General features: G+C 67.1%; 21 protein-coding genes. 14 read left to right on the plus strand and 7 right to left on the minus strand.

What is annotated here, in order from left to right; genetic code table 11:
- Positions 1-8: 8 nt before the first annotated feature.
- Complete coding sequence (locus tag AAF604_08960; protein MEM7049777.1) at positions 9-1,391, minus strand: FAD/NAD(P)-binding protein; 1,383 nt, start codon at positions 1,389-1,391, stop codon at positions 9-11.
- A 100-nt stretch (positions 1,392-1,491) separates the two neighbouring features.
- On the opposite strand from AAF604_08960, the gene dusA reads away from it, so the two are divergent.
- Genes dusA through AAF604_08975 form a run of 3 tightly spaced genes read left to right on the plus strand, consistent with a single transcriptional unit; the run spans position 1,492 to position 4,852 of the window.
- Positions 1,492-2,505, plus strand: a complete 1,014-nt coding sequence (gene dusA / locus AAF604_08965) for a tRNA dihydrouridine(20/20a) synthase DusA (GenBank protein ID MEM7049778.1) — start codon at positions 1,492-1,494, stop codon at positions 2,503-2,505.
- A complete protein-coding gene (locus AAF604_08970) occupies positions 2,502-3,950 on the plus strand; it encodes an RsmB/NOP family class I SAM-dependent RNA methyltransferase (GenBank protein MEM7049779.1) in 1,449 nt (482 codons plus the stop codon). Before dusA ends, AAF604_08970 begins: the two co-directional genes overlap by 4 nt.
- A 38-nt stretch (positions 3,951-3,988) precedes the next feature.
- Positions 3,989-4,852 carry a DUF3014 domain-containing protein gene (locus tag AAF604_08975; protein MEM7049780.1) on the plus strand — a complete coding sequence of 288 codons (864 nt, stop codon included), beginning with the start codon at positions 3,989-3,991 and terminating at the stop codon, positions 4,850-4,852.
- 147 nt (positions 4,853-4,999) lie between these two features.
- Here the strand turns inward: AAF604_08975 and AAF604_08980 are convergent, their stop codons facing one another.
- Positions 5,000-5,224, minus strand: a complete 225-nt coding sequence (locus AAF604_08980) for a hypothetical protein (protein MEM7049781.1) — start codon at positions 5,222-5,224, stop codon at positions 5,000-5,002.
- A 418-nt stretch (positions 5,225-5,642) separates the two neighbouring features.
- Entirely contained in the window at positions 5,643-6,416 is a 774-nt protein-coding gene (locus AAF604_08985; protein MEM7049782.1) for a hypothetical protein, read from the minus strand.
- Positions 6,417-6,685: 269 nt separating this feature from the next.
- Here AAF604_08985 and AAF604_08990 point away from each other — a divergent pair, with 269 nt between their 5' ends.
- The 9 genes from AAF604_08990 to AAF604_09030 all read left to right on the plus strand — a co-directional run bounded on the left by AAF604_08990 (position 6,686) and on the right by AAF604_09030 (position 14,940).
- Positions 6,686-6,958, plus strand: coding sequence for a hypothetical protein (locus AAF604_08990; protein ID MEM7049783.1), 273 nt, complete (start codon positions 6,686-6,688; stop codon positions 6,956-6,958).
- Positions 6,959-7,076: 118 nt separating this feature from the next.
- Positions 7,077-8,429 (plus strand): hypothetical protein, encoded by a 1,353-nt coding sequence (locus AAF604_08995; protein ID MEM7049784.1) that lies wholly within the window; start codon positions 7,077-7,079, stop codon positions 8,427-8,429.
- Between the two features lie 169 nt (positions 8,430-8,598).
- On the plus strand, positions 8,599-9,849 hold the full coding sequence (locus AAF604_09000; protein ID MEM7049785.1) for a DUF1015 family protein: 1,251 nt from the start codon (positions 8,599-8,601) through the stop codon (positions 9,847-9,849).
- Positions 9,846-10,925 carry a 3-phosphoserine/phosphohydroxythreonine transaminase gene (gene serC / locus AAF604_09005; protein MEM7049786.1) on the plus strand — a complete coding sequence of 360 codons (1,080 nt, stop codon included), beginning with the start codon at positions 9,846-9,848 and terminating at the stop codon, positions 10,923-10,925. Before AAF604_09000 ends, serC begins: the two co-directional genes overlap by 4 nt.
- Before the next feature lie 37 nt (positions 10,926-10,962).
- A complete protein-coding gene (locus tag AAF604_09010; protein MEM7049787.1) occupies positions 10,963-11,745 on the plus strand; it encodes a hypothetical protein in 783 nt (260 codons plus the stop codon).
- Between the two features lie 254 nt (positions 11,746-11,999).
- Positions 12,000-12,806, plus strand: coding sequence for a ParA family protein (locus AAF604_09015; protein ID MEM7049788.1), 807 nt, complete (start codon positions 12,000-12,002; stop codon positions 12,804-12,806).
- The gene (locus AAF604_09020; GenBank protein MEM7049789.1) at positions 12,781-13,395 is read left to right on the plus strand and encodes a hypothetical protein; all 615 of its coding nucleotides are present in this window, start codon (positions 12,781-12,783) and stop codon (positions 13,393-13,395) included. Before AAF604_09015 ends, AAF604_09020 begins: the two co-directional genes overlap by 26 nt.
- Before the next feature lie 11 nt (positions 13,396-13,406).
- Positions 13,407-14,288, plus strand: coding sequence for a DUF4388 domain-containing protein (locus AAF604_09025; GenBank protein MEM7049790.1), 882 nt, complete (start codon positions 13,407-13,409; stop codon positions 14,286-14,288).
- A 61-nt stretch (positions 14,289-14,349) separates the two neighbouring features.
- Positions 14,350-14,940, plus strand: coding sequence for a heme NO-binding domain-containing protein (locus tag AAF604_09030; GenBank protein MEM7049791.1), 591 nt, complete (start codon positions 14,350-14,352; stop codon positions 14,938-14,940).
- 83 nt (positions 14,941-15,023) lie between these two features.
- Here AAF604_09030 and AAF604_09035 read toward each other — a convergent pair whose 3' ends face one another.
- Positions 15,024-16,649, minus strand: coding sequence for a mechanosensitive ion channel family protein (locus tag AAF604_09035; protein MEM7049792.1), 1,626 nt, complete (start codon positions 16,647-16,649; stop codon positions 15,024-15,026).
- Between the two features lie 369 nt (positions 16,650-17,018).
- Here AAF604_09035 and AAF604_09040 point away from each other — a divergent pair, with 369 nt between their 5' ends.
- Together AAF604_09040 and AAF604_09045 are read left to right on the plus strand one after the other, a co-directional pair.
- Positions 17,019-17,219: a hypothetical protein gene (locus tag AAF604_09040; protein MEM7049793.1), complete on the plus strand. Its 201-nt coding sequence runs from the start codon at positions 17,019-17,021 to the stop codon at positions 17,217-17,219.
- Between the two features lie 43 nt (positions 17,220-17,262).
- Positions 17,263-18,489, plus strand: coding sequence for a hypothetical protein (locus tag AAF604_09045; GenBank protein ID MEM7049794.1), 1,227 nt, complete (start codon positions 17,263-17,265; stop codon positions 18,487-18,489).
- Between the two features lie 30 nt (positions 18,490-18,519).
- Here the strand turns inward: AAF604_09045 and AAF604_09050 are convergent, their stop codons facing one another.
- The 3 genes from AAF604_09050 to AAF604_09060 are packed head-to-tail and all read right to left on the minus strand — an operon-like array spanning position 18,520 to position 22,855.
- Positions 18,520-19,656, minus strand: coding sequence for a lipocalin-like domain-containing protein (locus AAF604_09050; protein MEM7049795.1), 1,137 nt, complete (start codon positions 19,654-19,656; stop codon positions 18,520-18,522).
- Positions 19,653-22,154 (minus strand): FtsX-like permease family protein, encoded by a 2,502-nt coding sequence (locus AAF604_09055; GenBank protein MEM7049796.1) that lies wholly within the window; start codon positions 22,152-22,154, stop codon positions 19,653-19,655. The genes AAF604_09050 and AAF604_09055 overlap by 4 nt, the downstream gene beginning before the upstream one ends.
- Positions 22,151-22,855 carry an ABC transporter ATP-binding protein gene (locus tag AAF604_09060; GenBank protein MEM7049797.1) on the minus strand — a complete coding sequence of 235 codons (705 nt, stop codon included), beginning with the start codon at positions 22,853-22,855 and terminating at the stop codon, positions 22,151-22,153. The genes AAF604_09055 and AAF604_09060 overlap by 4 nt, the downstream gene beginning before the upstream one ends.
- Positions 22,856-22,865 lie beyond the last annotated feature (10 nt).

Raw genomic sequence — 22,865 nt, forward strand, 5'->3', positions numbered from 1 at the left:
CGGGAGGCCTATTCGAGGCAGGCGAGCATTTCGTCGACGGTCACCATCTTGACCCGCGGCCGTCCTTCGGCGGCGCCGCGCTCGACTTCGACGGCGTCGATCCGGGTCCAGTCGTCGAAGGACACTTCGCGCACCCCGCGCTCGACCAGGATTTCGCCGATGGTGGCGGTCTCGCAGCCGCAGCCCGGGCCCGCCGTGGCATCTTCGATGATGGCGGCGGCGGTCTCGTTGCCGTCGGGCTTGTTGCTGCCGATCAGGCCGGTGGGGCCGCGCTTGACCCAGCCGGCGACGTACTCGCGCTCGACCAACTGGTCTTCGGCCGGGTCGACGATGCGGCCGCTGCGATTCGGGATGATGCCGCGGCGGTCATCGAAGGGCAGGTCGGCGAGAGGCTCCGACCGGTAGCCGATGGCGCGCACCACCAGTTGGGCCTCGAGGTCTTCGGTCTCGCCGGTGCCCTCGGAGCTCAGGTAGCCATCGTCGAGCTCGCGCAGGCGGTTGCGCTCGATGCGGACGCCCTGGACTCGGCCGTCCTGCTCCAAGATCTCCACCGGGGAGGCGAGGAACTTGAGGTGAATCCGCCGCGCAGCCTTGCCGGCCGGTCGCTCGGCGACGTGCCGCAGGATCTCGAGGTTCTTGCGCGCCTTGCGATCGCTCTCGGCGGTGGTGGCGCTCACCGGGTCGAGCTCGAGGTCGCGGGGGTCGACGACCAGATCGACCTGGTCGAGCTCGGCCAGCTCCTTGAGCTCCGCCGGCGTGCACTTGGCCTGCGCCGGTCCGCGCCGCGCCAAGACGTAGAGATCGCTCACCCGGCTGTCCCGCAGGCGCTCCAGGGCGAGGTCGGCGATGTCGGTACTGGCGAGGTCCTCGGCCGGCCGCGCCAAGACCCGGGCGACGTCGATGGCGACGTTGCCGATGCCTACCACCACGGCGGCGTCACCGGTGAGGTCCACCGGCAGATCGATGAAGTCTGGATGGCCGCTGTACCAGGCGACGAAGGCGGTCGAGGAGAAGCTGCCGGTGAGATCCTCGCCGGCGACGCCCAGACGCCGATCACTCTGCCCGCCGACGCTGTAAACGACATAGTCGTAGTTGGTGAGAAGCTCCTCCCGGGTGACGTCGCGGCCGATCTCGACGTTGCCGCGAAAGCGCAGCCGCGGGTCGCGGGCGAGCTTTTCGAACACCCGGCTGACGGCCTTGATCTTGGGGTGATCCGGCGCCACGCCATAGCGCACCAGGCCGTAGGGGGCCGGCAGGCGATCGAAGAGATCGATGGTGAAGCGGGGCTCTTCGGCTTTGAGCAAGGCGGCGGCGGTGTAGAAGCCGGAAGGTCCGGCGCCTACGATTGCAACCCGCCGGAGGGGCGCGGAAGCAGCAGAATTGTCAGCCATGGATGGCGATTATAGCTCGACCAGGAAGTCCTTCCGGCGGTGGCGGTGCTGCCGCCGGGCACTATCGTCCGGTTCACCCCTTCGGTAGAGTTCGCAGGCCATGACCCTCTCCCGCCGGGGCTGCCGCCACCCTTTGAGCATCGCGCCGATGATGGACCATTCGGATCGTCATTTCCGCTTCTTCCAGCGGCAGCTTTCGCGGCGCTCCCTGGTCTACACCGAGATGATCACCACCGGGGCCCTGCTGCACGGTGATCGCGATCGCTTTTTGGCCTTCGACGAGCGCGAGAAGCCGGTCGCTTTGCAACTCGGCGGTGACGATTCAAGGGACCTGGCGGCCTGCGCCCGAATGGCCTGGGAGGCCGGCTTCGACGAGGTCAACCTCAACGTCGGCTGTCCTAGCGAGCGGGTGCAGAAGGGCCGCTTCGGGGTCTGCCTGATGGCGGACCCGGAGCGGGTGGCGGAGGCGGTGGACGCGATGCGCCGGGCGGTGCCGATCCCGGTCACCGTGAAGCACCGCATCGGCTTCGACGACCTCGACCGCTACGAGGACATGGAGCGCTTCGTCACGCAGGTGGCGGCGGCCGGCTGTGATCGCTTCGCGGTGCACGCCCGCAAGGCCTGGCTGTCGGGCCTCGACCCGAAGCAGAACCGCGAGATCCCGCCGCTGCGCTACGACGACGTCTACCGCCTCAAGGCGACACGAGCTGATCTCTGGATCGAGATCAACGGCGGTATCCGCAGTCTGGCGGCGGCGGCCGAGCATCTCGAGCGGGTGGATGGGGTGATGGTCGGACGGGTGGCCTACGAGGACCCCTTTCGCCTGGCGGGAGCCGATCAACGGCTCTACGGCGAGGCCGGCGCTGGGCCGAGTCGCGACGAGGTCATCGCGGCGATGGCGGACTACCTGGGGGCTCGGCCGCCGGAGGTGCCCGCCGGCAGGGTGCTGCGCCACCTCCTCGGGCTGATGGCGGGGTGCCCCGGCGCGCGCCGTTGGCGGCGCACTCTGAGTGAGGGAATGCACCGCCCCGGGGCCGGTGTCGGGGTTCTCCAGGCCGCTCGCGACGGTGTGCCCCGAGAGGTTCTCGAGGCACGGCCCGGGGCACCCTCTTGACCATCGAAGGCCTCGGTCGCCTGCAGCGCTATCGCTCCCTGGTGGACGACTGGCAGGCCTTTCGCGAAGCCGTGCAGCGGCCTCTGCCGATCGCGATCTGGAGCCATCCACTGCGCACGACGCCGGCGGCTCTCGCCGCCCGCCTGGGATCGTCGGCGCAGCCGGTCGCAGGCCGGCCGGGGGTCTTTCGCCTGCCGCCCGGCGATCGACCGGGCAACCGCATCGAGTTCGCGGCCGGCCTCTTCCACGTTCAGGAAGAGGCCTCGCAGATCCCGCCGCATCTGCTGGCTCCTCGGTCCGGCGAGCGCGTGCTCGATCTCTGTGCCGCTCCGGGCAACAAGACCGCCCAGATCGCCCTCGCCATGGACAATCGCGGCACGGTGGTGGCCAACGATCGCGACCGCAACCGCCTCGGCCCCCTGCGGCGGGTGCTCGATCGACTGGGCATTGCCAACACTGTCGTTGTGCAACGCGATGCCGCCGGCTATCCCGGCGCCAGCGGCTACTTCGATCGCGTGCTGGCGGACGTTCCCTGCTCCTGCGAAGGGACCGTCCGCAAGAGCCCGGAAGTTCTCGCTCGCCAGCCCGACTACCAGCGCCTGGCCCGCGTCCAGCGGGCGATTCTGGCGGCCGCCGTCCGCCTGACCCGGCCCGGGGGGCGCATCGTCTACTCGACCTGCACCTTCGCTCCGGAAGAGAACGAGGCGGTCATCGACTGGCAGCTGCGTCGCGGCGGGGTGAGCCTGGTCCCGGCGGAGCTGGCGGGTTATCGCTTGAGCTCGGGGCTGAGCGAGTGGCAGGGGCAGCGTTTCGACTCCAGCCTGGTTCGGGCGCGACGCCTGTGGCCGCATCACAACGACACCGGAGGTTTCTTCGTCGCGGTGCTGGAGAAGGCAGCGACCGGAGCGCCCTTCAATGGCGTTGCCGGGCCGCCCCCGGCGGTCGATCCGGAGCCTTGCCTCGAAGTCTTCGGGCAGCGCTTCGGCATTCCCGCCAGGGCCTTCGAGGGCTATCGGCTGGTGGCCGCCACGCAGGGGCGCCTGGCGTTGGTGCCAGATGATCTCGAGCTCCTCGAGGCGCCGGTTCCGCGGGGCGTTGGGCTGCCTCTGTTGCGTTCCGCGATGCGGCCGCCCAAGCCGACCTCGGCGGCGGCTCTGTTGCTCCACTCGTGGGCGACCAAGAACGTCGTCGAGCTCGACGACCGGCAGGCGGACGACTTCCTGCGCGGCGGAGAGCCAGGCCTCGCGGAGGCGGCTCTTGGCGCCTGTACCGATACCGGATACGTCTTGGTGCGCTTTCAGGGTCTGGGCCTCGGCCTCGGCTGGCTCAATCGCCGCTCTGCCGGTGCTTCGCTGCGCAGCCAGCTCCCGGCCGGTTGGCGCTGGGCGCCCCGGCGCGACCTGGACTCCGCTTTCCAGATTCCCTCGGCCGCCGCGGAACAGTAGGGCGAGAGGGCCGTAGAATGGAGGAGGAAAGGAAGCCGATGAGCCAACTCGACGACCAAGACCTACAGCCTTCCGTCTCACCCCCCGAAGGAGAGCGGCCGGCGCGCCGGCGGCCGATTTGGGTCGGGCTGCTGGTGGTAGCGGCCCTCGGAGCCCTGCTGGTGGCTTTTTTTCTCGGCCGAGTGAGTCGCGACGGTGACCGTGGCCCGGCGCCGAGCAATGCCTCCAAGGAGCCCGTCGAGGTTCCGGGAAGCGCTCCGCCGGAAGAAGAGCCGCCGCTGCCGCCGCTACCGACCCTCGACCGCAGCGACGCCTTCGTCGAAGAAATGATGACGGCTCTGGGGACAGCGCCCCGGCTGCGCCGGTTGGCCTCCGGTGGCGATCTGATTCGAAGGTTGACGGCGGCCGTCGACAACCTGGCCGAGGGGGCGAGTCCGCGGAACCACTTTGGCGGGCCTGGGCTCGAAGAGCCCTTTCGTGCCCGGCCCGGCAGCGACGGACGGTTGCGCATCGATCCCGACTCCTACCGCCGCTACGACGGTTGGGCAGAAGCCGTGGCCGGCCTCGATGCAAACGCTCTGGCGAGCGCCTTTCGGCGCCTCGAGCCCTTGATCGAATCGGCCTACGGTGAGTTGGGGTATCCCGGTCGGTCCTTTTCTCAGACCCTTGCTCAGGCCCTGAGCCACCTGCTGGCGACGCCGGTACCGGAGGAGCCGCCGGAAGTACGCCTCGACGTGATCACCTATGGGCTCGTCGATTCTCGCCTCGAGGCGCTGTCGCCGGCCCAGAAGCATCTCCTGCGGATGGGACCCGAGAATGCCAATTTGGTGCTGGCGAAGCTACGGGAGCTGGAGGCCGCCCTGGCGCTGGCGCCGCTCGAAGAGCCCGCGGCAGTTCGCTGAGCGGAGAGCTTTCCTTTTAGGGGAGCCGGTCTTTGGACCGGCGAGGATGGGGCTTCGAGTCCGGCAGGGTGCAAGCTGCGCACGGCCCCTGCGACCGCCTGGGACGAGCCCCGCCATCGGGACTACCGCTCGGTGCCGAAGTTGCGATCAGTCGGTGAGGTCGAGGATCATTCGAATGCCGGCTCGAATGATCTCCGTCTCGCTGAGTCGCTCCTCGAAGGCCTTGCGCCTCAGGGCTTCGTTCTCTTCGTCCGAAATCCACAGATTTTTGCGAATCATGCCCGACTTGGTGACCGTCGTCGTGCCCCCGCGCGGTCCCGTACGGCGCTCTTTGCTCGAACCGCTGGTCAGCGGTTTCTCGCTCACTCTCATCGCTCAATGACCTCCTTGCACGCGCAGCTTCTGACCCATGCCGACACCGTCGACAGTCAAGAGATGTCGCTCTTCCCGCCCTCGGTTCGAGCACTCATGAAACGCACTGTACTTGAGATAAAAGTTTAACATGATTCAGGCGACTAAATACTTTGGAAACAGAAAAGAAGGACTGGCCGGCCTGCTGCGCTCGCCCGACCTGCTCGCCAGATCCTGCGGCGAAAGGTCGTAGATTGCTGAAGATGCGAGGCATCGGCCGATCGGCCTCAGGGTTGCCTCGGTAGGGGGTCGCGATCCCGGCTGGAGGTCGCCGACACCGGTCCGCAGCTGGGAAGGGAAGCGGCCACCGGCCGAGCTCGGGCCGGTGGCGCGCTGCGATCAAGCTCGATCGCCGCTCGAGGCGGCGACCGCTGGGGGGCTAGGGCTTGTCTTGATAGACGACGGTCACCATGGCGCCCTTGCCGTTTCCCTGGTCGACGATCGTCGCGGTGAGCTCGCGGGAGCCGTCGTCACTCTTGCCATTGAGGGCCACCAGCGCTTGGCCACCGCCCGAAAAGGAAGATCTCTCGGGCTTGATGCCGAGATCTTCGAAGGCCTGGCGATAGAACGCCTCCAGGTCTTCACTCGACTCGTCGGTCTGGATGGCGAAGCTTCCGGAGCTGCCCGAGTCGTTGCTGGTGGTCCAAGCATTGGTGGCCTCGTAGCCGGGGTAGGCAGGCACCCAGTCGGGGGCGTCATTGCGCGTCGCGCCGCCGCCGATGCGGACTTCCGAGGTGGTGCCGGAGTCGTCCGTCTGGGTCACCTGCATGCCACCCGCCGAATCGCTGAAGGTCACCGAGGTGGACTGGCCGTCGGAGGTTTCGAAGCCGAACCGCCCCTCTTGAACGTCTTCGAGATTGACCGTGACGGTCTTGCCGGTCTTGGACTCGAGAATGGTCAAGGTGCCGGCCTCGGGATCGCTTTCGACCAGCTCGAGCTCGGGGTTGAGACGGACGATCATCTCGGCGGCGGCGAGGGCTGGATTGTCTTCGAAGCCGCCGGCGAACTCGTTCACTTTCTTGCCGACGAAGATGCCACCGATGGTGAACAAGACCGCCGTGACAAGGAGCAATCCAACGCATCCGATCGCCACCCAGGCGAGCGGGTGAAGGCCTTTCTTGGCCGGCGGCGCAGGGGAGTGCGGCTGATTCATGAAACCTCCAGAGATTGAATTCGGGGAGCGTCGAAGCGCGGAACCAAGGAGCGTAAATCTATCATGCGGCGGGCTCTGCGAAAGGACCTCGGCCGGCGGTATTTGGATGTGAGGATAGGTGTCGATAATTACTCTTTTTAAGAATGGTATTCCATTTTTACGAAGATTCGCGTCTCAAAAAATGTTTCGCAGGCACAGACGGTTCCTAGAGGCGGAGCGAAGCCCCACGCTGAAGTGGGGATGTCGGAGTCGCCTCCTGGGAGGGAACCATGCGGTGCATTCGTTCTGGAGCCATTCTGGCCCTCGTGTTGACCCTCAGCTTGTCGCTGCCGATCGCAGCGGCGCCCTCGGACCGTGACGACTCCGCCTCCTGGTGGAACGACCTCGAAGACCTCATCTCGTCCTGGCTCGAAGCCTTGCAGCAGCCGGCGCCGGAAGGCGGCGATCAGCTTGGCGAAACCGGTTCCGATCCCGGCGGCGGTGGCGACGATGGCGACGATGGGCCCGGGCTGGATCCCAATGGCCCGCCGACTGGGCCATAGATGTTAAAAATATTTATATGATTGACTTTTGTTATATTTAATATCAGCGAGCTCGTTTGGGCTCTAGAATGCAGGTGGACGCCATCGCCGTTGCGTCCCTCTGGTGTGTTGAGGTGGAATGGAAAAGCACCCTGATCCTGAAACTCTGGCTCGCTTCGCCAAGCTCGGTCTCGAGCGCGACGCGCTTCGCACGACCGCCTGGCATCTCTATCAATGTGGGATGTGCCGCCGCGCGATGGCGCGCTCGGCCCCGGAGGGCCTCGCGGTCCTCGGCCATTTGATCCGCTCGGCGGGGCTGGAACGTCCGGCTCGAGAGCCGCGAGGCAACCCCTCCTACGCGGAAATCTTCGCCAAGGTTCGCAGCTCCGTCGAACGAACCGTTTCGGCCCTGCCGTGGGAGCGCAGCCAGGCTCCGGGCATCCTGCGCAAGCTGCTTCCCCTCGATGGACCGGAGCGCCGTCGCCTGCTGCGGGAAAAGCCGGAGTTTCGACGTCGGGCGGTGGCGGAGCTCTGCGTGCAGCGGGCGATGGCCCTCTACGAAGACGAGCTCGAGCGGGTCGAGCCGCTGGCCCAGCTCGGTCTCGAGATCCTGGAGCTCCTCGACGACCCGGATCCGGTCGCCGCCGCCCTGGCGGCGGATCTCGCCGCCGAGGCTTGGTGCGCCATTGGCAATGCCCGTCGCATTCGCTCCGATCTGCGCGCTGCCGATCGCGCCTTCGCGCGCTGTCGCGATCTGCTGGCGAAGGGCACCAAGGATCCCCTCGCCTGGGCTCAGGTGGCGACCTACGAAGCCTCCCTCAAGCGTGCCCAGCGCCAGTTCGCTGCCGGTGAGCGCCTGCTCGGCCAGGCCATCGCGATCTTCCGCCGTGCCGGCGACCGCGAGTGGCAGGCGCGGGCGCTGATCAATCGCGCCCTGTCGCAGAGCTACCGCGGCGCCACCGCCGAGGCCATCGAAGATCTCGAGCTGGCCCAGGAGACGGCCGACTTCTCGGCCCATCCGCGGCTCGAGCTGGTGATTCAACAGAACCTCCTGTTGTGTCTCAAGAACGCAGGTCGCCTGGCCGATGCCCTCGCCCTGCTGCCGCGGGTGCGGCAGCTCTGCGCGCGGCGCGACCGTCATCTCGATGGCCTCAATCTCGACTGGCTCGAAGGGCAGCTCCTGATCGAGCTCGGTCGGCGATCGCAGGCGCGCCAGCTGCTCGAGCAGGCGCGGGATGGCTTCGTGGCGGCGGGCATCGGTTACAGCGCTGCGCTGGTTTCGCTCGATCTCGCGTTGGTGCTGCTGGAGCAAGGCCTGGTGGCCGAGGTCAAGACCCTGGCCCAGGAAAGCCTGCCAATCTTTCTGTCGCGCGACGTGCCGGCGGAATCGGCGACGGCCCTGGCGCTGTTTCGCCAGGCCGCCGTCGCCGAGCGGGCCACCGCCGATATGGTGCGCGACCTGCTGCGTACGCTGCGTCCGCAGATGGGCTGACGGGCAGTTCGATCGGCGCGCTGCGGCGAGGCTTTTCAGCTTCTTCGTGGCCCCCTCGGGGAGCGCTCGAAGATGCCCCGCGCAGAGCCGGCGACGGGGATTCCCAGGAGACCAGGAGTACGGTAGCCTCGGCCCTCCTCCCGACGGGAGGCGAGCCGAGGAGATCCCGATGGTCCAAGTCCGACCCTTTCGCGCCGTTCGTCCGCCCGCCGCCGAGGCGGCTCGCGTGGCGAGCGTCCCCTACGACGTCGTTTCGGCGGCCGAAGCGCGCTCCCTGGCGGCGGGAGATGCCGCCAGCTTTCTCAACGTCATTCGCCCGGAAGTGCAGTTCGAGGCCGGCCGAGAGCCGGCGCCGGAAGCCCTGCACGATGCCGCCCGCCGCGCCTTCGATCACCTGCTGACGGAGGGTCTGCTGGCGGAGAGCCCGCATCCGGCCCTCTATCTCTATCGCTTGACCTGGCAGGATCATCGTCAGACCGGCGTCGTGGCCTGCTGTTCCGTCGACGAGTACGACGCCGGCGTGATCAAGAAGCACGAGAAGACCCGGCCCGATAAGCAGGAGGACCGCACCCGCCACGGCCTGGCGGTCGGGGCCCACGTCGGTCCGGTCTTCCTGACCTATCGTTCGAAGCCGATGATCGACGAGCTGGTGGCGGCCTCGACGGAGGTCGCCCCCTGGGTCGACTTCACGGCCCCGGACGGGGTTCGCCATGAGCTCTGGGAAGTGCGCGAGAGCGCGGCCCTCGAAGCCGCCTTCGCCGCTGTTCCGGCGCTCTATATCGCCGACGGACACCATCGTTCGGCGAGTGCCAGCGGCATCCGGGCCGCTCTGCGGCGCGGCAATTCCGGGCATCGTGGAGACGAGCCTTACAATCGGTTTCTATCGGTCCTATTTCCCGCTGACCAGCTCCGTATCCTGTCGTACAACCGCTTCGTCAAGGATCGCCTGGGAGCGAGCCCGGAGGCCTTCTTGGCAAAGCTTCGGCAGGATTTCGAGATCACCTTCATCGACGATCCGAGCTCCTGCGCGGTCGGCCGAGTGGCCATGCATCTTGATGGCCGGTGGTTCGGCATCGACCTCGGCGAGCCCCCGGAGGATCTGGTGGCGGCCCTCGATGCGGCCATGCTGCAGGATCGCATCCTCGGCCCCCACCTCGGAATCGACGATCCCCGCACTTCCCAGCGCATCGACTTCGTGGGTGGCATTCGAGGCGTCGGCGAGCTCGAACGGCGGGTGGCGGCGCGCCCCGAGGGAGTGGCCTTCGCCCTCGCGCCGCTGCCGATGGACGACCTGCTGGCGGTCGCCGATGCCGGTCGCGTCCTGCCCCCGAAGTCCACCTGGTTCGAGCCCAAACTGCGCTCGGGCCTACTGATTCATCGTTTCGAAGCCGCAACCGGCTCGACGGAGGCCTCCCGATGAGGGTTTTCAATTTCAGCGCCGGTCCGGCCACGCTGCCGGAGGCGGTGCTCGAGGAAGCTCGTCAGTCCTTGCTGTCCTACGGCTCGTCCGGCCGCAGCGTGATGGAGCTCAGCCATCGCTCTCCGGAGTACGACGAGATCCATCGCCACGGGATCGATCGCCTGCGTCGTCTGCTGGCGGTCCCCGAGAATTTCGAGATCCTTCTGCTGCAGGGAGGCGCCAGCCTGCAGTTCGCGATGGTGCCGGCCAACCTGATGCACGGCTCCGGTCGCGCCGATTATGTGCTCACCGGTACTTGGTCGCGCAAGGCTGCGGCGGAGGCGCGCAAGGTCGGTGAGGTGAGGATCGCCGGCAGTGGAGAAGGCGATGACTTCCGCCGCATTCCACGGCCCCAAGAGCTCGACTTCGATGCCAGCGCGGACTTCGTCCACCTGACGTCGAACAACACCATCTGCGGCACCCAATGGCGCGATCTGCCGGAGACCGCGAGCGTTCCGGCGGTGGTCGACATGTCGTCCGACATTCTGTCGCGACCGATCCCCTGGGAGCGGGTCGGGTTGGCCTACGCCGGGGCGCAGAAGAACCTGGGGCCGGCGGGAGTGACGTTGGTGATCGTGCGCCGCGATCTCATGGCGGGTGCCCCGGATGATCTGCCGGCGATGCTCGACTACCGGGTGCATGCGGCCAAGGGCTCGCTCTACAACACGCCCCCCACCTGGTCCATCTACATGCTGGGCCTGGCCTGCCGGTGGGTCGAAGAGCAGGGTGGCCTGGCCGCCATGGAGGCGGCCAGCCTGCAGCGCTCGCGCGCCCTCTATGAGGCCATCGACCGGCTGCCGGCATTCCGCGGTACCGCCGAGGTGGACAGTCGCTCGCGCATGAACGTCACCTTTCGGCTGGCGACCGAGGAGCTCGAGGCGGAGTTTCTGCGGCGCGCCGGCGAGCGCCGGATGACCAATCTCAAGGGCCATCGCTCGGTGGGTGGAATTCGGGCCTCCCTTTACAATGCTCTGCCGATGGCCGCCGTCGAAGCCTTGATCGAGTTGATGGAAGAGTTCGCTCGCGAGTCCGGCTAGAGCCCGCTCGCTTCCGAAGCTGCCCCGAGAGTCCACCGTGTACAGCCGCCAACCTCATCCTCGTCTGCCCAGCTTCGGAGGCCTGGGCGGTCCTCCGCCGCGGGACCTGGTGATCCTGCTGGCGGTGATTTTGGTGACCTTCAGCCTACGCTTCTTCGCTTCGACCGCGATCCTGCCGGCCTTGCTCGAGCTCACCTCCGAGGGATGGCGCCGAGGCTTTCTCTGGCAGGCCGGAACCTATGCCTTCATCGGGCGCGGTGGCGCTGGGCTGTGGCTCCTGCTCGAGCTCTTCATCCTCTATCTCTTCGGCCGAGACGTCTTCTGGTCCCTCGGGCGTCGGCGATTCTGGACCCTGCTCGGCTTTGGGGTGCTGGCAGCGGCCGGTGCCGCCATCGTCACCGATGCGGTCGCGAAGCTGCTCGGCCATCGGGTACAGCCGGGATTCGAGGTCTTCGATCTCATCCAGGGACAGCGCACCTTGGTGTTGATCCTGATCGCCGCCTTCGCCACCCTCCATCGCGATGCCACGATCTATCTCTTCTTCGTCCTGCCGATCAAGGCGCGCTGGTTCATCCTCCTCGAGCTGCTGTTCGGGTTCTTCGCCTTCCTGCCGTCTCACGACATCGCCGGGCTGGTGGGGATTTGCGCCGCCGTCGCCATGACGGTCGCGAGCTTGCGGCCCGGCGGACCTCGCCGAGCCCTGCGCGAGCTCCGCCTCCGGGCGCAGCATCGCTGGTTGCGATTCAAGCTCGATCGCGAGCGCCGGCGTCGGCGATTGCGAGTCGTTCCGAGCCAGGATTCCGAGCCACCGGTGAACTGATCAGTGCCCGCGCCGGCAGATTTTCACCAGCCGGCGACAACTTCGGCCGAAATTTGCCGACGTCCCCTGATTTTCAAGGGATATGTATGTATGAGTGTATTTTTTGCCGATGATTTACAAAAATTCTTGTCTAAAGAGCCGGCAACATGAGAAGATCGGTGTATTAACGGTATTTCGTGAGTCTTCGAAGAATCGTCGTTAGCGAGAAAAGACTCGTTGACGGATCTTTTTTTGATCTCGTTTGGGGAGAATGGATGCGTTCACTTGCGATTTCTTCTCAGAAGGGGGGCGTGGGCAAGACCACCCTTTCTCTCAATCTCTCCTTCGCTCTGGCCCACCGCGGCTGGAACACGCTGCTGGTCGATGGCGATCCCCAGGGCTCCGTCGGCCTCTCCCTCCAGGGCGATGTGCGGACGGCGACCGGCTTGGTCGAGGTCCTCGAAGGTCAAGTCGGCCTCGCCGAGGCGGCGCGCCCGACCCGCATTCCGAGCCTCAAGATCGTGCCTGCCGGCGCCCCCGAGCCGAGTCGCTCGGAGCGCTGGGCGGGAAGCCTCGCCGCCGGCAGCTTTCCCTCCTTCCTCGAAGCCGCGGAAAAGGAGGGTTTCGATCTCGTCGTCGTCGACACGCCATCGGGTCTCCACGGCGCCAACCTCGAGATTCTCCGGGCCGTGGACGCCATGCTGGTTCCGATTCAGGCCGAGCCGCTGGCCTTGCGTTCGGTGACCCAGACCCTCGAAGCGGTCGGTTTGCTGCGCGATGGCGGTAGCGAAGTGACCATCGCCGGCTTCGTCGTCACGATGCTCAATTCGCGCCACGACGTCTCCCTCTCGGTCGCCCAGGAAGCCTGGGGCATGCTGCCGTCGGAGCTGGTGCTCGAAGCCTTCGTTCCCCGCGACGATGCCTTCCTGCTCGCCAGCGCCCACGGCGTTCCCTTGGGACTGTTGAGCCGCCGGCCACCGCCGGTCGCGACGGTCTTCGATCGCCTGGCCGCCGAGATCGAACCCAGCCTAGGACTCGTCGAAGAGGAGGCCGAGCTTGCCCCAATCTCTCTCATGGATTGATCCTCAAGCTCTTTCGTCGGCCCTCGTCAAAGCAGGCGTGCGGCGGGCTCCGCGCAATCAGGCGCGACCGGTCAATGTCGGCCTGCAACGCCTCGCTGTGGCTCCCGGTCCGGAGCCCGCGAAAGGCTCGTCGCCGATGCCAGTGGCGGCGGTGGAATCGACCACCGCAGCGGTATTGGTCCCATTTGTGGCTCCGGAAGGCACACTCCAATCGAGGCTCGAGGCATACCTCGAGTGGGCGGTCGGGGTTGCCCGGTGCCGTCAGATTTTTGTTTCCGATGAGGAGGGACTCGTGCTCTTGGAGCAGGAGAGCGACGGCGAGCTGATTGCCGTGTCGTCGTCATTCATGACCGTTCTCGACCGTATCCGGTCCTGTCTGGGCTCGGAAACGCCGGGCGTCATGGCTCTCGATATCGACTCCGAGCAGGTTCTGCATCTGATGCAGGTCAAGTCGAACCTCGGACGTTTCAACCTGGGCTGCGTGGTGTCGGAGCCGCTCCCGAGGGCCGTCGTCGAATCCCTCAAAGGCGGCCTCGAGGCGATCTTCGCCAGTGAGGAAGCAGTCTTTGCAGTCGAGCAGACATCATGAACGAGGCTCCCGTGACAACTGAGGGCCACTTCCGTGGCTGGAATCTGTCGACCATTCTGCAGATGGTCGAGATGGACAAACGGACCTGCACCCTGCGGGTGCGCTGCGGCGAGAATCTCGGCCTGCTGTTTTTCCGGGCCGGAGATCTGATCGATGCCGAGAGCGGGCCGCTCCAGGGGATCGATGCCGCCTACGAGATTGTCAACTGGGACGGAGATACATCGGTCGAGGTCGAGGGCTTCTGCGGCTCGGAGCAGAAGAGCATCGACCTGCCGGTGACCCACCTCTTGCTCGAGGGCTTGGCCCGTCGCGACGAGGAGCGTCGCGAGAGCGAGACGGGCGAGACGAGTAAACCCAACGGTCAGGCTTCCCTGACGCCGCAAGACGCCGCGATGGCAGCGCCGGCCGCTTCTCAGAATGCCGTTGCTCCACAGCATGCCGTCGCTTCACAGAATGCCTTCGAGGCCTTGCGGGATGAGGTCGATTCTTTGGATGCCGAAAAGGAGGAGGAAGTGAGCAATTTGCAATCGGTTCTGGACCGTTTCAGGGATGAAGTTCCAGAGTTCGTGGCCACCGATCTGGTCAACATCGACAGCGGGCTGTCGATCGGTGGTGCGACCCTCGACGCCGACTTCGACTCTTCCGTGGCGTCGGCCTGCTACGCCGAGGTGGTGAAGTCGAATCGCCGGGCCCTCGATCTGCTGGGCCTCGGCTCCGACTCGACCGAGGACATTCTGATCTCCACCGAGAAGGTCTTCCTGCTGTTGCGGCTGCTGGGGTCCGAGTACTACCACGTGGTCGCGATCACGCGGAAAGGCAACCTCGGCTTCGCCCGCGCCATCATGAAGAAGTTCGAGCCCGCGCTATTGCAGGCCGTCAACCAACTGGCCTGAGTCGTCGGTCGAGAGGGAAGGTGCCCTCCGTGCGCGGAGGGACACCCGGGAAGGAGTTCGCGTGCACGGTTTTATTTTCACTGAAATTCAAGACTATGTGAGCACGAAGCTCGGTCCTGAGGTATGGAAGGCACTGCTCAAGCAGGCCGGCCTCGCGTCCCGGGTTTACGAAAAGTTCTTCGAGTATCCGGACGAAGAAGCGGTCAAGATCGTGGTGACCGCCTCGGAGATGACCGGCAACAGCGTGCCGGCGATTCTGGAAGACTTCGGCCGTTTTCTCGGTCCCCACCTGCTCAAGGCCTATCGGCCCCTGATCAATCCGAGCTGGTCGGCCCTCGACTTCCTCGAGCACACCGAAGAGACCATTCACCGGGTGGTGCGTTCGCGCAATCGCATGGCGAAGCCGCCGGCCCTTTCGTGGACCCGCATGGGGCCCGACGAGGTGATGCTGCGCTACAAGTCGCAGCGCCAGATGCAGCATCTCGCCATCGGAATCGCCAAGGGGGTAGCCGACGACTACGGCGAGGTTCTCGATGTCCACATGGACGATCACGGCGACGAAGGATGCACCATCCGCTTCCGGCGGCGGGCCCCGGCGCCGGCTCCGACGCCCGCTCCCTCGGAGCCTCCGCTGACCGCCAACGGCGGCTGAATCCCGGCCAGGACCTACCCCCAAGCCCTCGGCACCCCGGTGCCGAGGGCTTGCTTTCCTTCCCTCGACAGGATCCGGACGACTCAGTCCGTACTCTCTGCAGCCGGCAAGGCCAGCGGACTCTCCGCGGGCGCCGATGCCAGGTGGAGGGTGCGGGTGGGGAAGGCGAACTCGATCCCGAGGCGCTCCGCCAGGGCGATGATGTCGATCATCAAGCGCTGCCGTCCCTCCAGCTCGACGGCCCATTCGCTGGTCTCGAAGAAAACGTAGAGCAGGATGTTCAGGCTCGAATCGCCGAACTCGTTGAGGTGGACGTAGAAGCCCTCCTTGCGGGTCGCTGGATGCTGGCGAATGAGGTCCCGAATGCCTTCGCAGAAGGACTCGAGGGCGGCCGCGGAGGTGCCGTACTCGACTCCCAGGGTGGTCTTCCAACGGCGGAACTGGCGGGCTCCGAAGTTGTCGACGGAGGCACTGATGAGGTTGGCATTGGGCACCGTGACCAGGGAGTTGTAAAAGGTCCGCACTCGGGTGCTGCGCATCCCGACCTCTTCCACCGTGCCCTCGACATCGCCGATGGAGACCGCGTCGCCGACGTGGAAGGGCTGGTCGAGTAGCACCGTGATCGAGCCGAAGAGGTTCTTCACCGTGTCCTGGGCGGCGAGAGCGAGGGCCAGCCCGCCAAGGCCGATGCCGGCCAGCAGGCTGCTGACATCGATCTCCAAATTGTCGGCGACGAAGACCGTGCCGAAGATCACCAGGACGACCTTGGAGGCCTTGCGCACCAAGGGGGCGAGGAGATCGTCGAAGCGACTTTCGGACTCCTGAGCGCGCCGCATCATCACCGCCGAGATGACGTCGATGGCGCGGTAGCTGAACCAGATCAAAGCGACCAGGGCGACCAGCTCGAGGCCGACCTTGAGGATGCCGAGGGCGCGCGGCGGGAGCCCGAGGAAGGGCAGGCCCAGACGCCACAGGCCGGCCGCCACCAGGAGCCGAGCCGGCGCCAAAACCCGGCCCAGCAGAGGAGCATCGAGCTCCGCGAACCAGCGCGCCAGGCGAGGTAGAAGAAGGGAGCCCAGGAGGGTGGCGACGAGCCGCGCCAGCAGCGGCCCGACGACCGCCAGCAGGAGCAGGCCGAGCCACTGCCAGTGCTCGAGCAGAAAGCCCACTCGACGCAGATTGGGAGGAACCTGGCTGCGCACCCAAAGACCGAGGGTCCGAGGGGCTTCGGTGACACCCTCGACGATCTCCTGGCCTTCGCTGGCGCGCCAGAGGGCCGGAATCGAGGCCACCGTCTGACGATTGAACAGCCATTCGCCGTTGCGCTGGCGCTCGAGGGTGATCTCGAGCTCACCGCGCTCGAGGAAGCTCCAGGGTGGTCCCGAAGGGTCGTCTGGAATCGCTGCCAGGTCGACGTACTCGGTGCGATCGATGACGTCCTTGAGCTGCACCGCCAGATCGGCCCCTTGCAGCTCGCGCGCCGCGGCTGGCAAATCGCTGAGGTCGAGGGTGGCCGCGGCGACGCGGCGGGCGCGGGTTGCGTTGTCGTCCTTGAAGGCGCTGAGGAAGGTGGTGAGAGTCGCTCGCGGGGAGGCTACCTCGGGACGCGGTTCGGTGACTTCCTCCGGCCCCTCCTGCCCTGGGACGGGGTTGGCGAGGAAGGCGAAGAACGCCACAAGAAGGGCGAGAACGTATCGGTTGCTGGCCATGAGGCTCTCCTGACGAGTGATCGCGCTCGGGGTGATGATCCGGCATGGGTTTCGGCGGCAAGGATCCTATGACGGGAACCGCCGAGGCGGAAGGCCGCGACCCCGCCGGCTCCCTTTCACCCGCAGCGAGGCGGATGTCGGGCCGGCTTCTCCCGCCGTCGTCCCGAAGATTCGGCGGGGGATTGCGAGAAATCTCCATCGCGTCTCGCGGCAGGTCCCGCGAGCGGCGTCCAGCTCTCGGCGATGGTCTGACGAGAGTCCATCTCCGGTGCTTCGACGCCGCCAGTTCCTGCCTTGCGAGTTCTCGAAACATGACATCTTGTATCCCATTGCAATGTCCTAAATCTGTGCAAAGGGAAAGGAGTTGTCATGAAAAAGCGCTCGATGGCCCTTCTGCTGGCTCTCTTGCTGGTCTCGTCGCCGCTCGCGTTGGCAGCGTCGCCGGACCACGAAGCGTCTTGGTGGGAGCGCCTCCGCGAGATCGTGTCCGATTGGATGGCCGCCAACGAGGGGGAGCAGTCCGGGGAGGACAGTGGGGGAGGAATGATCGATCCCAACGGAGGTGGCTGACGATGAGTCTATGATCCGGAGGCGCGACGATCGAGGAGGTGAGTTGAGCACGCGACGGCCGGCAGAGCATTGGCGGGGAGGCGAGGGGATTGGCTTTCACCTCGAAGGGGAGGACAGGGTTCGGATCCGGCGCCGGGACGGAACCGAGCTCATCGTCTCGCGAAGGGATCTCGAAGGCTTCGTGGCCTGGCTCGGCCACGGGTCGAGACAGCTTGCGGCCGAGCCCGACGAGCCCACCGCCAATAGCCTCGCAGAGCGGCTGAGGCGGCTCGTGGAGCTGCCGCCCCGGGAGCGCCCGCGGCTGCTCGAAAGCGAGCCTGCCTGGGGCAGCGTCGGGCTGGTCAGATTGGCCCTGGCGCAATCCCGGGCGCTGGTCTTCGAAGATCCTGCACGGGCCGTCGAGCTCGCCGAGATCGGACGGTTGGTGAGCTCGGTCCTCGACCCCCGTCGCCTCGGTGGACCGACGATCCGCGACCTGCAGGGCTGGGCCGAGGCGATGCTTGGCAATGCTCGTCGGGTCGGCGGTCGGCTGGCGGCATCGGAGGAGTGTTTCTTCCGGGCTCACCTGTTTCTGTCCCTCGGAACGCCGGGTTCTCCGGAAGAGACCAAGGTTGCCGCTCTGGAGGTTTCTCTGCAGCGCGATCTGCGGCAATTCGAGGCCGCCCTAGAGCTCTCTCGGGCGGTGATCGCGGTTCATCAGCGACGGCGGAACCGGCCAGCCCTGGTCGAGGCATTGTTGACCCGTTCGACGATTTTCGAGGCCCTTGGCCGGCCCGCTGCGGCGGTGCCGGTCCTGCGCCGGGCGGCCGAGCTCGACGATGGCGCCAGCCAGGACTGGATCGCTCACAATCTGTCCTTCGCTCTGGCTCGCCTCGACCGACGCCGGGAGGCCCGCCAGGTGATGGCTTTGCTCGGTGAGGCCGGCTCTCGGCCGGCGCTGCGCGGGCGCCGCCTCTGGCTGGAGGGATTGGTCGCGGACGATCCCGTCGCGCCCTTGGAGGGAGCTCGGCAGCTCTTCGAGGGCCAGGGCTTCGCCCTCGATGCAGCCCTCGTCGGGCTCGATCTGACCATTGCCTTGGCGGCGCGTCGTCGTTTGGGCGAGGCTCGCAGGGTGGCGATGACGACCTATCGGGAGCTGCTTGAGCAGGGTGCCACGGGCGACTCACTCACCGCTTGGCGCCTCCTCGGGCGCGCCACCCTGGAAGAACTGCTCGATCGCGAACGCCTGACCCGGGAATTGAGATCGGCTCTGGCTGCCCGCAGCCAGTGATTGGGGCGCTCCGCGGCCTCTTGGAACCCGCTAGCGATCGTAGCCGGTGAGCTCGACATAGCCCTCGCCGGAGACGGGCTCGCCGGCCTGCTCACCGGTAACGCGCACGGCGCCCTCCCAGTAGCGAAACGAGTGGGCGAGCTCCTGACCATCGAGGAGGGGCTCGACCTCGAGCCACAGGGCCAGATCGGGAAGCTCGAGGGTCCAGGCCACCGGGTATCGCGCGCCGGTCCTGTCGCTGGTCCAGTAGCGGCGCTCGCGCAGGGTCACGTCATCCACTTTCAACGGACGCACCGGGCCGTCGGCCGGAGCCAGGCTGCCGGAGCTGTTGGTGTCGATGCGGCCATCGTTCCGGCGCAGGCGGAAGAACATCAGGTCGGTGCCGTTCGACAGGCTGATCGAGAACCAGTCCCAGCCGACCTGACCGGTCTCGAGGACACTCGTGCTCCACTCACGGTCGAGCCAGCTCTGGCCCTCGACGGTGAGCTCGCGGCCGCCGATCTCGAGACTGCCGCGGCTTGCCAGCCGCGGCATCGAGTAGTAGTAGGAGGCGTTGCCCGGCTCTCGCCCCTTGCGGCTCAGGCCGCCGTCGCCTTGCAGAATCGGGGAGCGGCGCGGGGTGAGCTGAAGCTGCAGTGCCCGGTCGCCAGCGCGTGCCGTGATCTCGAAGCCTCCGGCGCCGTCGTCGCGAAGCTCCCAATCGGCGAGCCAAACCCGCAAGCTCGGCTCGCTGCGGGCGCCGGCGAGACCCAAGGCGCCGCGATTCCAGCGCTCGAAGGAGCGAAAGTTTCGGCCGGTGGCGTCGGAGACGGCGAAATGGGCCAGGAAGGCTTGCTCCGTGGCCCAAGGGGAGCTGCGCGCCGGAGCCTCGCCAGGCGCCAGCAGGCGATTGCGGAAGAAGGTCAACTGATAGCCGTAGTGATTCGCCGACGAGTCTTTCAGGTGGCCGGTGAAGTACCACCACTCGTTGCGAAAGTCGGGATGGGGTCCATGGTCGGCGGGGAAACGGAAGCTTCGGGGCTCGACGGCGCGGGCGAAACCCTCGGCGGCGGTGCCGCCGAGAATCGCCGTCACCGAGGACTCGTCGGAGGAGTCGGCCGGTTTCCGGCAGCCGGCTGCCATGGTGGCGACGGCGAGTGCCAGGGCGAGGGCGACGTGGCGTTTCATTCTTCTCGCAATCCGACGACCGGAGGGGTGCGCGACATGCGAAGGGCCGGATAGATGCCGGCCAGCACGGCGGCGACGAGGGCGAGGAGGAGGCCCTCGGCGAAAACCTGCGGCGAGAAGTCGAGGCGCAGGCTCCAGCCGAAGGAGCGCAGGTTGATGACCGACACCATCAAGGTGGCGAGGAGGGCGCCAAGGGGCAGCGAGAGGAGACCTGCGGCGAAGCCGGTGAGGGCTGTTTCGCCGGCGATCAGGCGCCAGACCTGGCCGGGGGTTAGGCCGGTGGCGCGGAGGATCGCGATCTCCCGCTGGCGCTCGAGCTGCAGCGCCATCAGAGCACTCAAAACACCCAGGAAGGCCACGATGCCGGTCAGCCAGCGCAGCACCCCGGTGATTCGGAAGGTGCGATCGAAGATCACCAGCGAGGCGCTGCGCAGGGAATGTTGCGACTGCACGTCGAGACGATCGGCGAAGGCGGTGGTGAGGCGCTCTTCGAGGGCCGCGAGGTCGGCGCCGCGCCGCGCCCGGACCGCGAGACCGTTGCGTCGGCGGTCGTCGAAGAAGCGCTCGAAGATCGGTCGGGCCATGATCACCTCGCCCTGATCGGAGGCGTAGCTGTAGACGACGCCGGCGATGGTGAAGGCCTCGGGACCGCGGTCGGTGGCCAGCGTCACGGTCGCGCCGCGGCCGATCCTGCGATGGCGGTAGAAGGGCTCGGTCACCAGCACCGAACCGGCGGCGAGCTCGTCCCAGGCGGTGTCGGGAAACTCTGGCAGGAGCTCGAACCCCCGTTCTCCCGGATCGGTCACTAGCAGGCGGTCGACACCCTCGGCCCGAGGCAGCTCCACCTGCCGGATGCCGGCCACGTCGGCGACCTCCGGCAAGGCTGCAGCCTCGTCGATCCACGAGGCGTCGAAACCGACCGATGATCGCCCCGGTGGCGCAAGGTAGAAGTCGGACTGCAGGGTGACGTTGAGCCAGTCGATCAGGGTGGTGCGAAAGCTGTTGATCATGGTGGCCACGCCAACGGTCATGGCGACGGCGATGACCAGGGCGGCGATGGCGACGGCGGTACGGCTGAGGGAGTTGACGACTCCGCCGACGGCCATCCGTCCGAGGCCCCCGAAGGCCCGACCGACGAGGGGCCGGAGCGACGCCATCAGCAAGAGCGTCGCGGAAGGGGTGAGCAGGGCGGCAGCGACGACGACAGCGAAGAAGCCGGCGAAGGCCCATTCGAGGTCCCCGCTGCGGCCGAGCAGCCAGGCGCCGAGGGCGGCCGCCGCCAGCGCGGCGAGGATTCTCCGGCCGGAGGCTTCGCGATAGCGACTCTCGATCAGCGATCGCTGGCGCGCCGCCCGCGGCGGGACCCGAGTCGCCTCGAGGGCCGGGGCGCCGGCGGCGACCAGGGTGGCGACGATTCCCAGGAGGGCGCCCCGTGCCAGCGGCCAGGCCCGCCAGTCATCGACCGTCGGCGTGACCCGCAGGTAGAGATCGTTGAGGGTGCGGGTGATCAGGGCGAGGAGGCCGTTGCTCAGAAGCAGAGCTAGGCACAGGCCGAGGACGGTGCCGAGGAGAGCGATCACCAGGGCCTCCCCGAGCACCAGGCCGAGGACTTGGCGGCGATCCACTCCGAGGGCGCGCAGGGTGCCGATCTGGGGGCGCCGCCGGACCACTGAAAACGAGATCGTGCTGTAGATCAGGAAGATGCCGCAGAGCAGGGCGAGGAGGCTCAAAGCGCGCAGGTTGATGCGAAATCCACGGGTCATGGCGCGGGCGCTGTTGCGGCCGGCGGAGGCACTGACGAGCTGATAGGCGGGGTCCAGGGAGCTGCGCAGCGCCTCCACTTCCGCCTCCTCGAGGTTGAGATCGATGCGGGACAGGCGGCCTTGGCGGCCGAGGACTTCCTGAGCGGTCGCGATATCGGCGAGCAAGAGGTCCGCCAGGCCTTGCTTTTGGACCTCGTCCCGCGGCTCGATCAGGCCGATGATCTCGATCTCGATCTGGTCGTCGCCCCGCTGGAGCGACAACCGCGAGCCGATCTCGAGGCCGTGATTGGCCGCCGGGCCCTGTGCCATCACCGCCGTTGCCGGCCGACCGAGGAGCGCCGCCAGATCGACCCGGGAGCTGCCGCCAACGGCGAGGTAGGGGCGGAACGGGCCCTCCGAGAAGGCATCGACGCCAAGCAGCCTCCAGGTCCCGCGGGCCGGACTCGCGAGCTCGACGGTGGCTTCGACGATCGGGGCTGCTCGTCCGCCGTAGCCGGCGGCGATCAGCTCGGTGAAGAGGGCGTCCGGCAGGCCCGAGGGTCCTCCGACGATGCGATGGGTGGCACGTCCCATCACCGCGTCGGTGGCGCGCTCGAAGGCGCGCAGGGCGGTGTCGTTGGCGAGGTCGATGGCAACCGTCACCGCGACCCCGAGGGCGACGCCAACCACCGCCAGGGCGGCGAGGACGGGATGACGCCGAACGCCGCGCAGGGCGACGCGCGTGGACCAGCTCAAGGCGCCCCGCGGGCGAGCAACTCGCCATCGCGGAACTGCAGGATGCGGTCGCTCCGCTGAGCCACCGCGTCACTGTGGGTGGCGACCAGCAAGGTCTTGCCGCGCTGGCGCGTCAGCTCCACCATCAGGTCCAGAATGTGGGTCCCGGTCTCCGGATCGAGGTTGCCGGTGGGCTCATCGGCGAGCACCAGAATCGGATCGTGAATCAAGCCCCGGGCCACCGCCAGGCGTTGCCGCTCGCCACCGGAGAGGCGGTCCGGGAAGGTCCCGGCGCGGTCGCCGAGGCCGACCCGCTCGAGCAGGCCAGCGGCTCGGTGGCGCTGCTCGGAACGGGCCGTGCCGCGGAGCTCGAGGGGCAGCCAAAGGTTCTCCTCGGCGGTGAGGGTGGGGATCAGGTTGAAGAACTGGAAGACGAAGCCGACCTGGTGGCGCCGGTAGAGGGTGCGTCGGGCCTCGTCGAGGGCTCCGATCGACTGACCCGCCACCCAGACCTCGCCGGCGGAGGGCTGGTCGAGACCACCGATCAGGTTGAGCAAAGTCGATTTGCCGCAGCCGCTACGCCCCAGGATCGCGACCATCTCGCCCGCTTCGACCTCGAGATCGATGCCCGCCAAGACCTCGCGCTGGTTGTCGCCCTCACGGAAGACCTTGCTCAGGTTGCGGCAGGCGACGAGGGCGTTGGGGGAGTCGGGGTGAGGCAAGGAGGCTCCT

The organism is Acidobacteriota bacterium (assembly GCA_039028635.1).
Classification (GTDB): domain Bacteria; phylum Acidobacteriota; class Thermoanaerobaculia; order Multivoradales; family JBCCEF01; genus JBCCEF01.

Coding starts and splice junctions, on each gene's coding strand:
- AAF604_08960 (MEM7049777.1), bottom strand. CDS start 1,391: ATGGCTGACAATTCTGCTGCTTCCGCGCCCCTCCGGCGGGTTGCAATC.
- dusA (MEM7049778.1), top strand. CDS start 1,492: ATGACCCTCTCCCGCCGGGGCTGCCGCCACCCTTTGAGCATCGCGCCG.
- AAF604_08975 (MEM7049780.1), top strand. CDS start 3,989: ATGAGCCAACTCGACGACCAAGACCTACAGCCTTCCGTCTCACCCCCC.
- AAF604_08980 (MEM7049781.1), bottom strand. CDS start 5,224: ATGAGAGTGAGCGAGAAACCGCTGACCAGCGGTTCGAGCAAAGAGCGC.
- AAF604_08985 (MEM7049782.1), bottom strand. CDS start 6,416: ATGAATCAGCCGCACTCCCCTGCGCCGCCGGCCAAGAAAGGCCTTCAC.
- AAF604_08990 (MEM7049783.1), top strand. CDS start 6,686: ATGCGGTGCATTCGTTCTGGAGCCATTCTGGCCCTCGTGTTGACCCTC.
- AAF604_08995 (MEM7049784.1), top strand. CDS start 7,077: ATGGAAAAGCACCCTGATCCTGAAACTCTGGCTCGCTTCGCCAAGCTC.
- AAF604_09000 (MEM7049785.1), top strand. CDS start 8,599: ATGGTCCAAGTCCGACCCTTTCGCGCCGTTCGTCCGCCCGCCGCCGAG.
- serC (MEM7049786.1), top strand. CDS start 9,846: ATGAGGGTTTTCAATTTCAGCGCCGGTCCGGCCACGCTGCCGGAGGCG.
- AAF604_09015 (MEM7049788.1), top strand. CDS start 12,000: ATGCGTTCACTTGCGATTTCTTCTCAGAAGGGGGGCGTGGGCAAGACC.
- AAF604_09035 (MEM7049792.1), bottom strand. CDS start 16,649: ATGGCCAGCAACCGATACGTTCTCGCCCTTCTTGTGGCGTTCTTCGCC.
- AAF604_09040 (MEM7049793.1), top strand. CDS start 17,019: ATGAAAAAGCGCTCGATGGCCCTTCTGCTGGCTCTCTTGCTGGTCTCG.
- AAF604_09050 (MEM7049795.1), bottom strand. CDS start 19,656: ATGAAACGCCACGTCGCCCTCGCCCTGGCACTCGCCGTCGCCACCATG.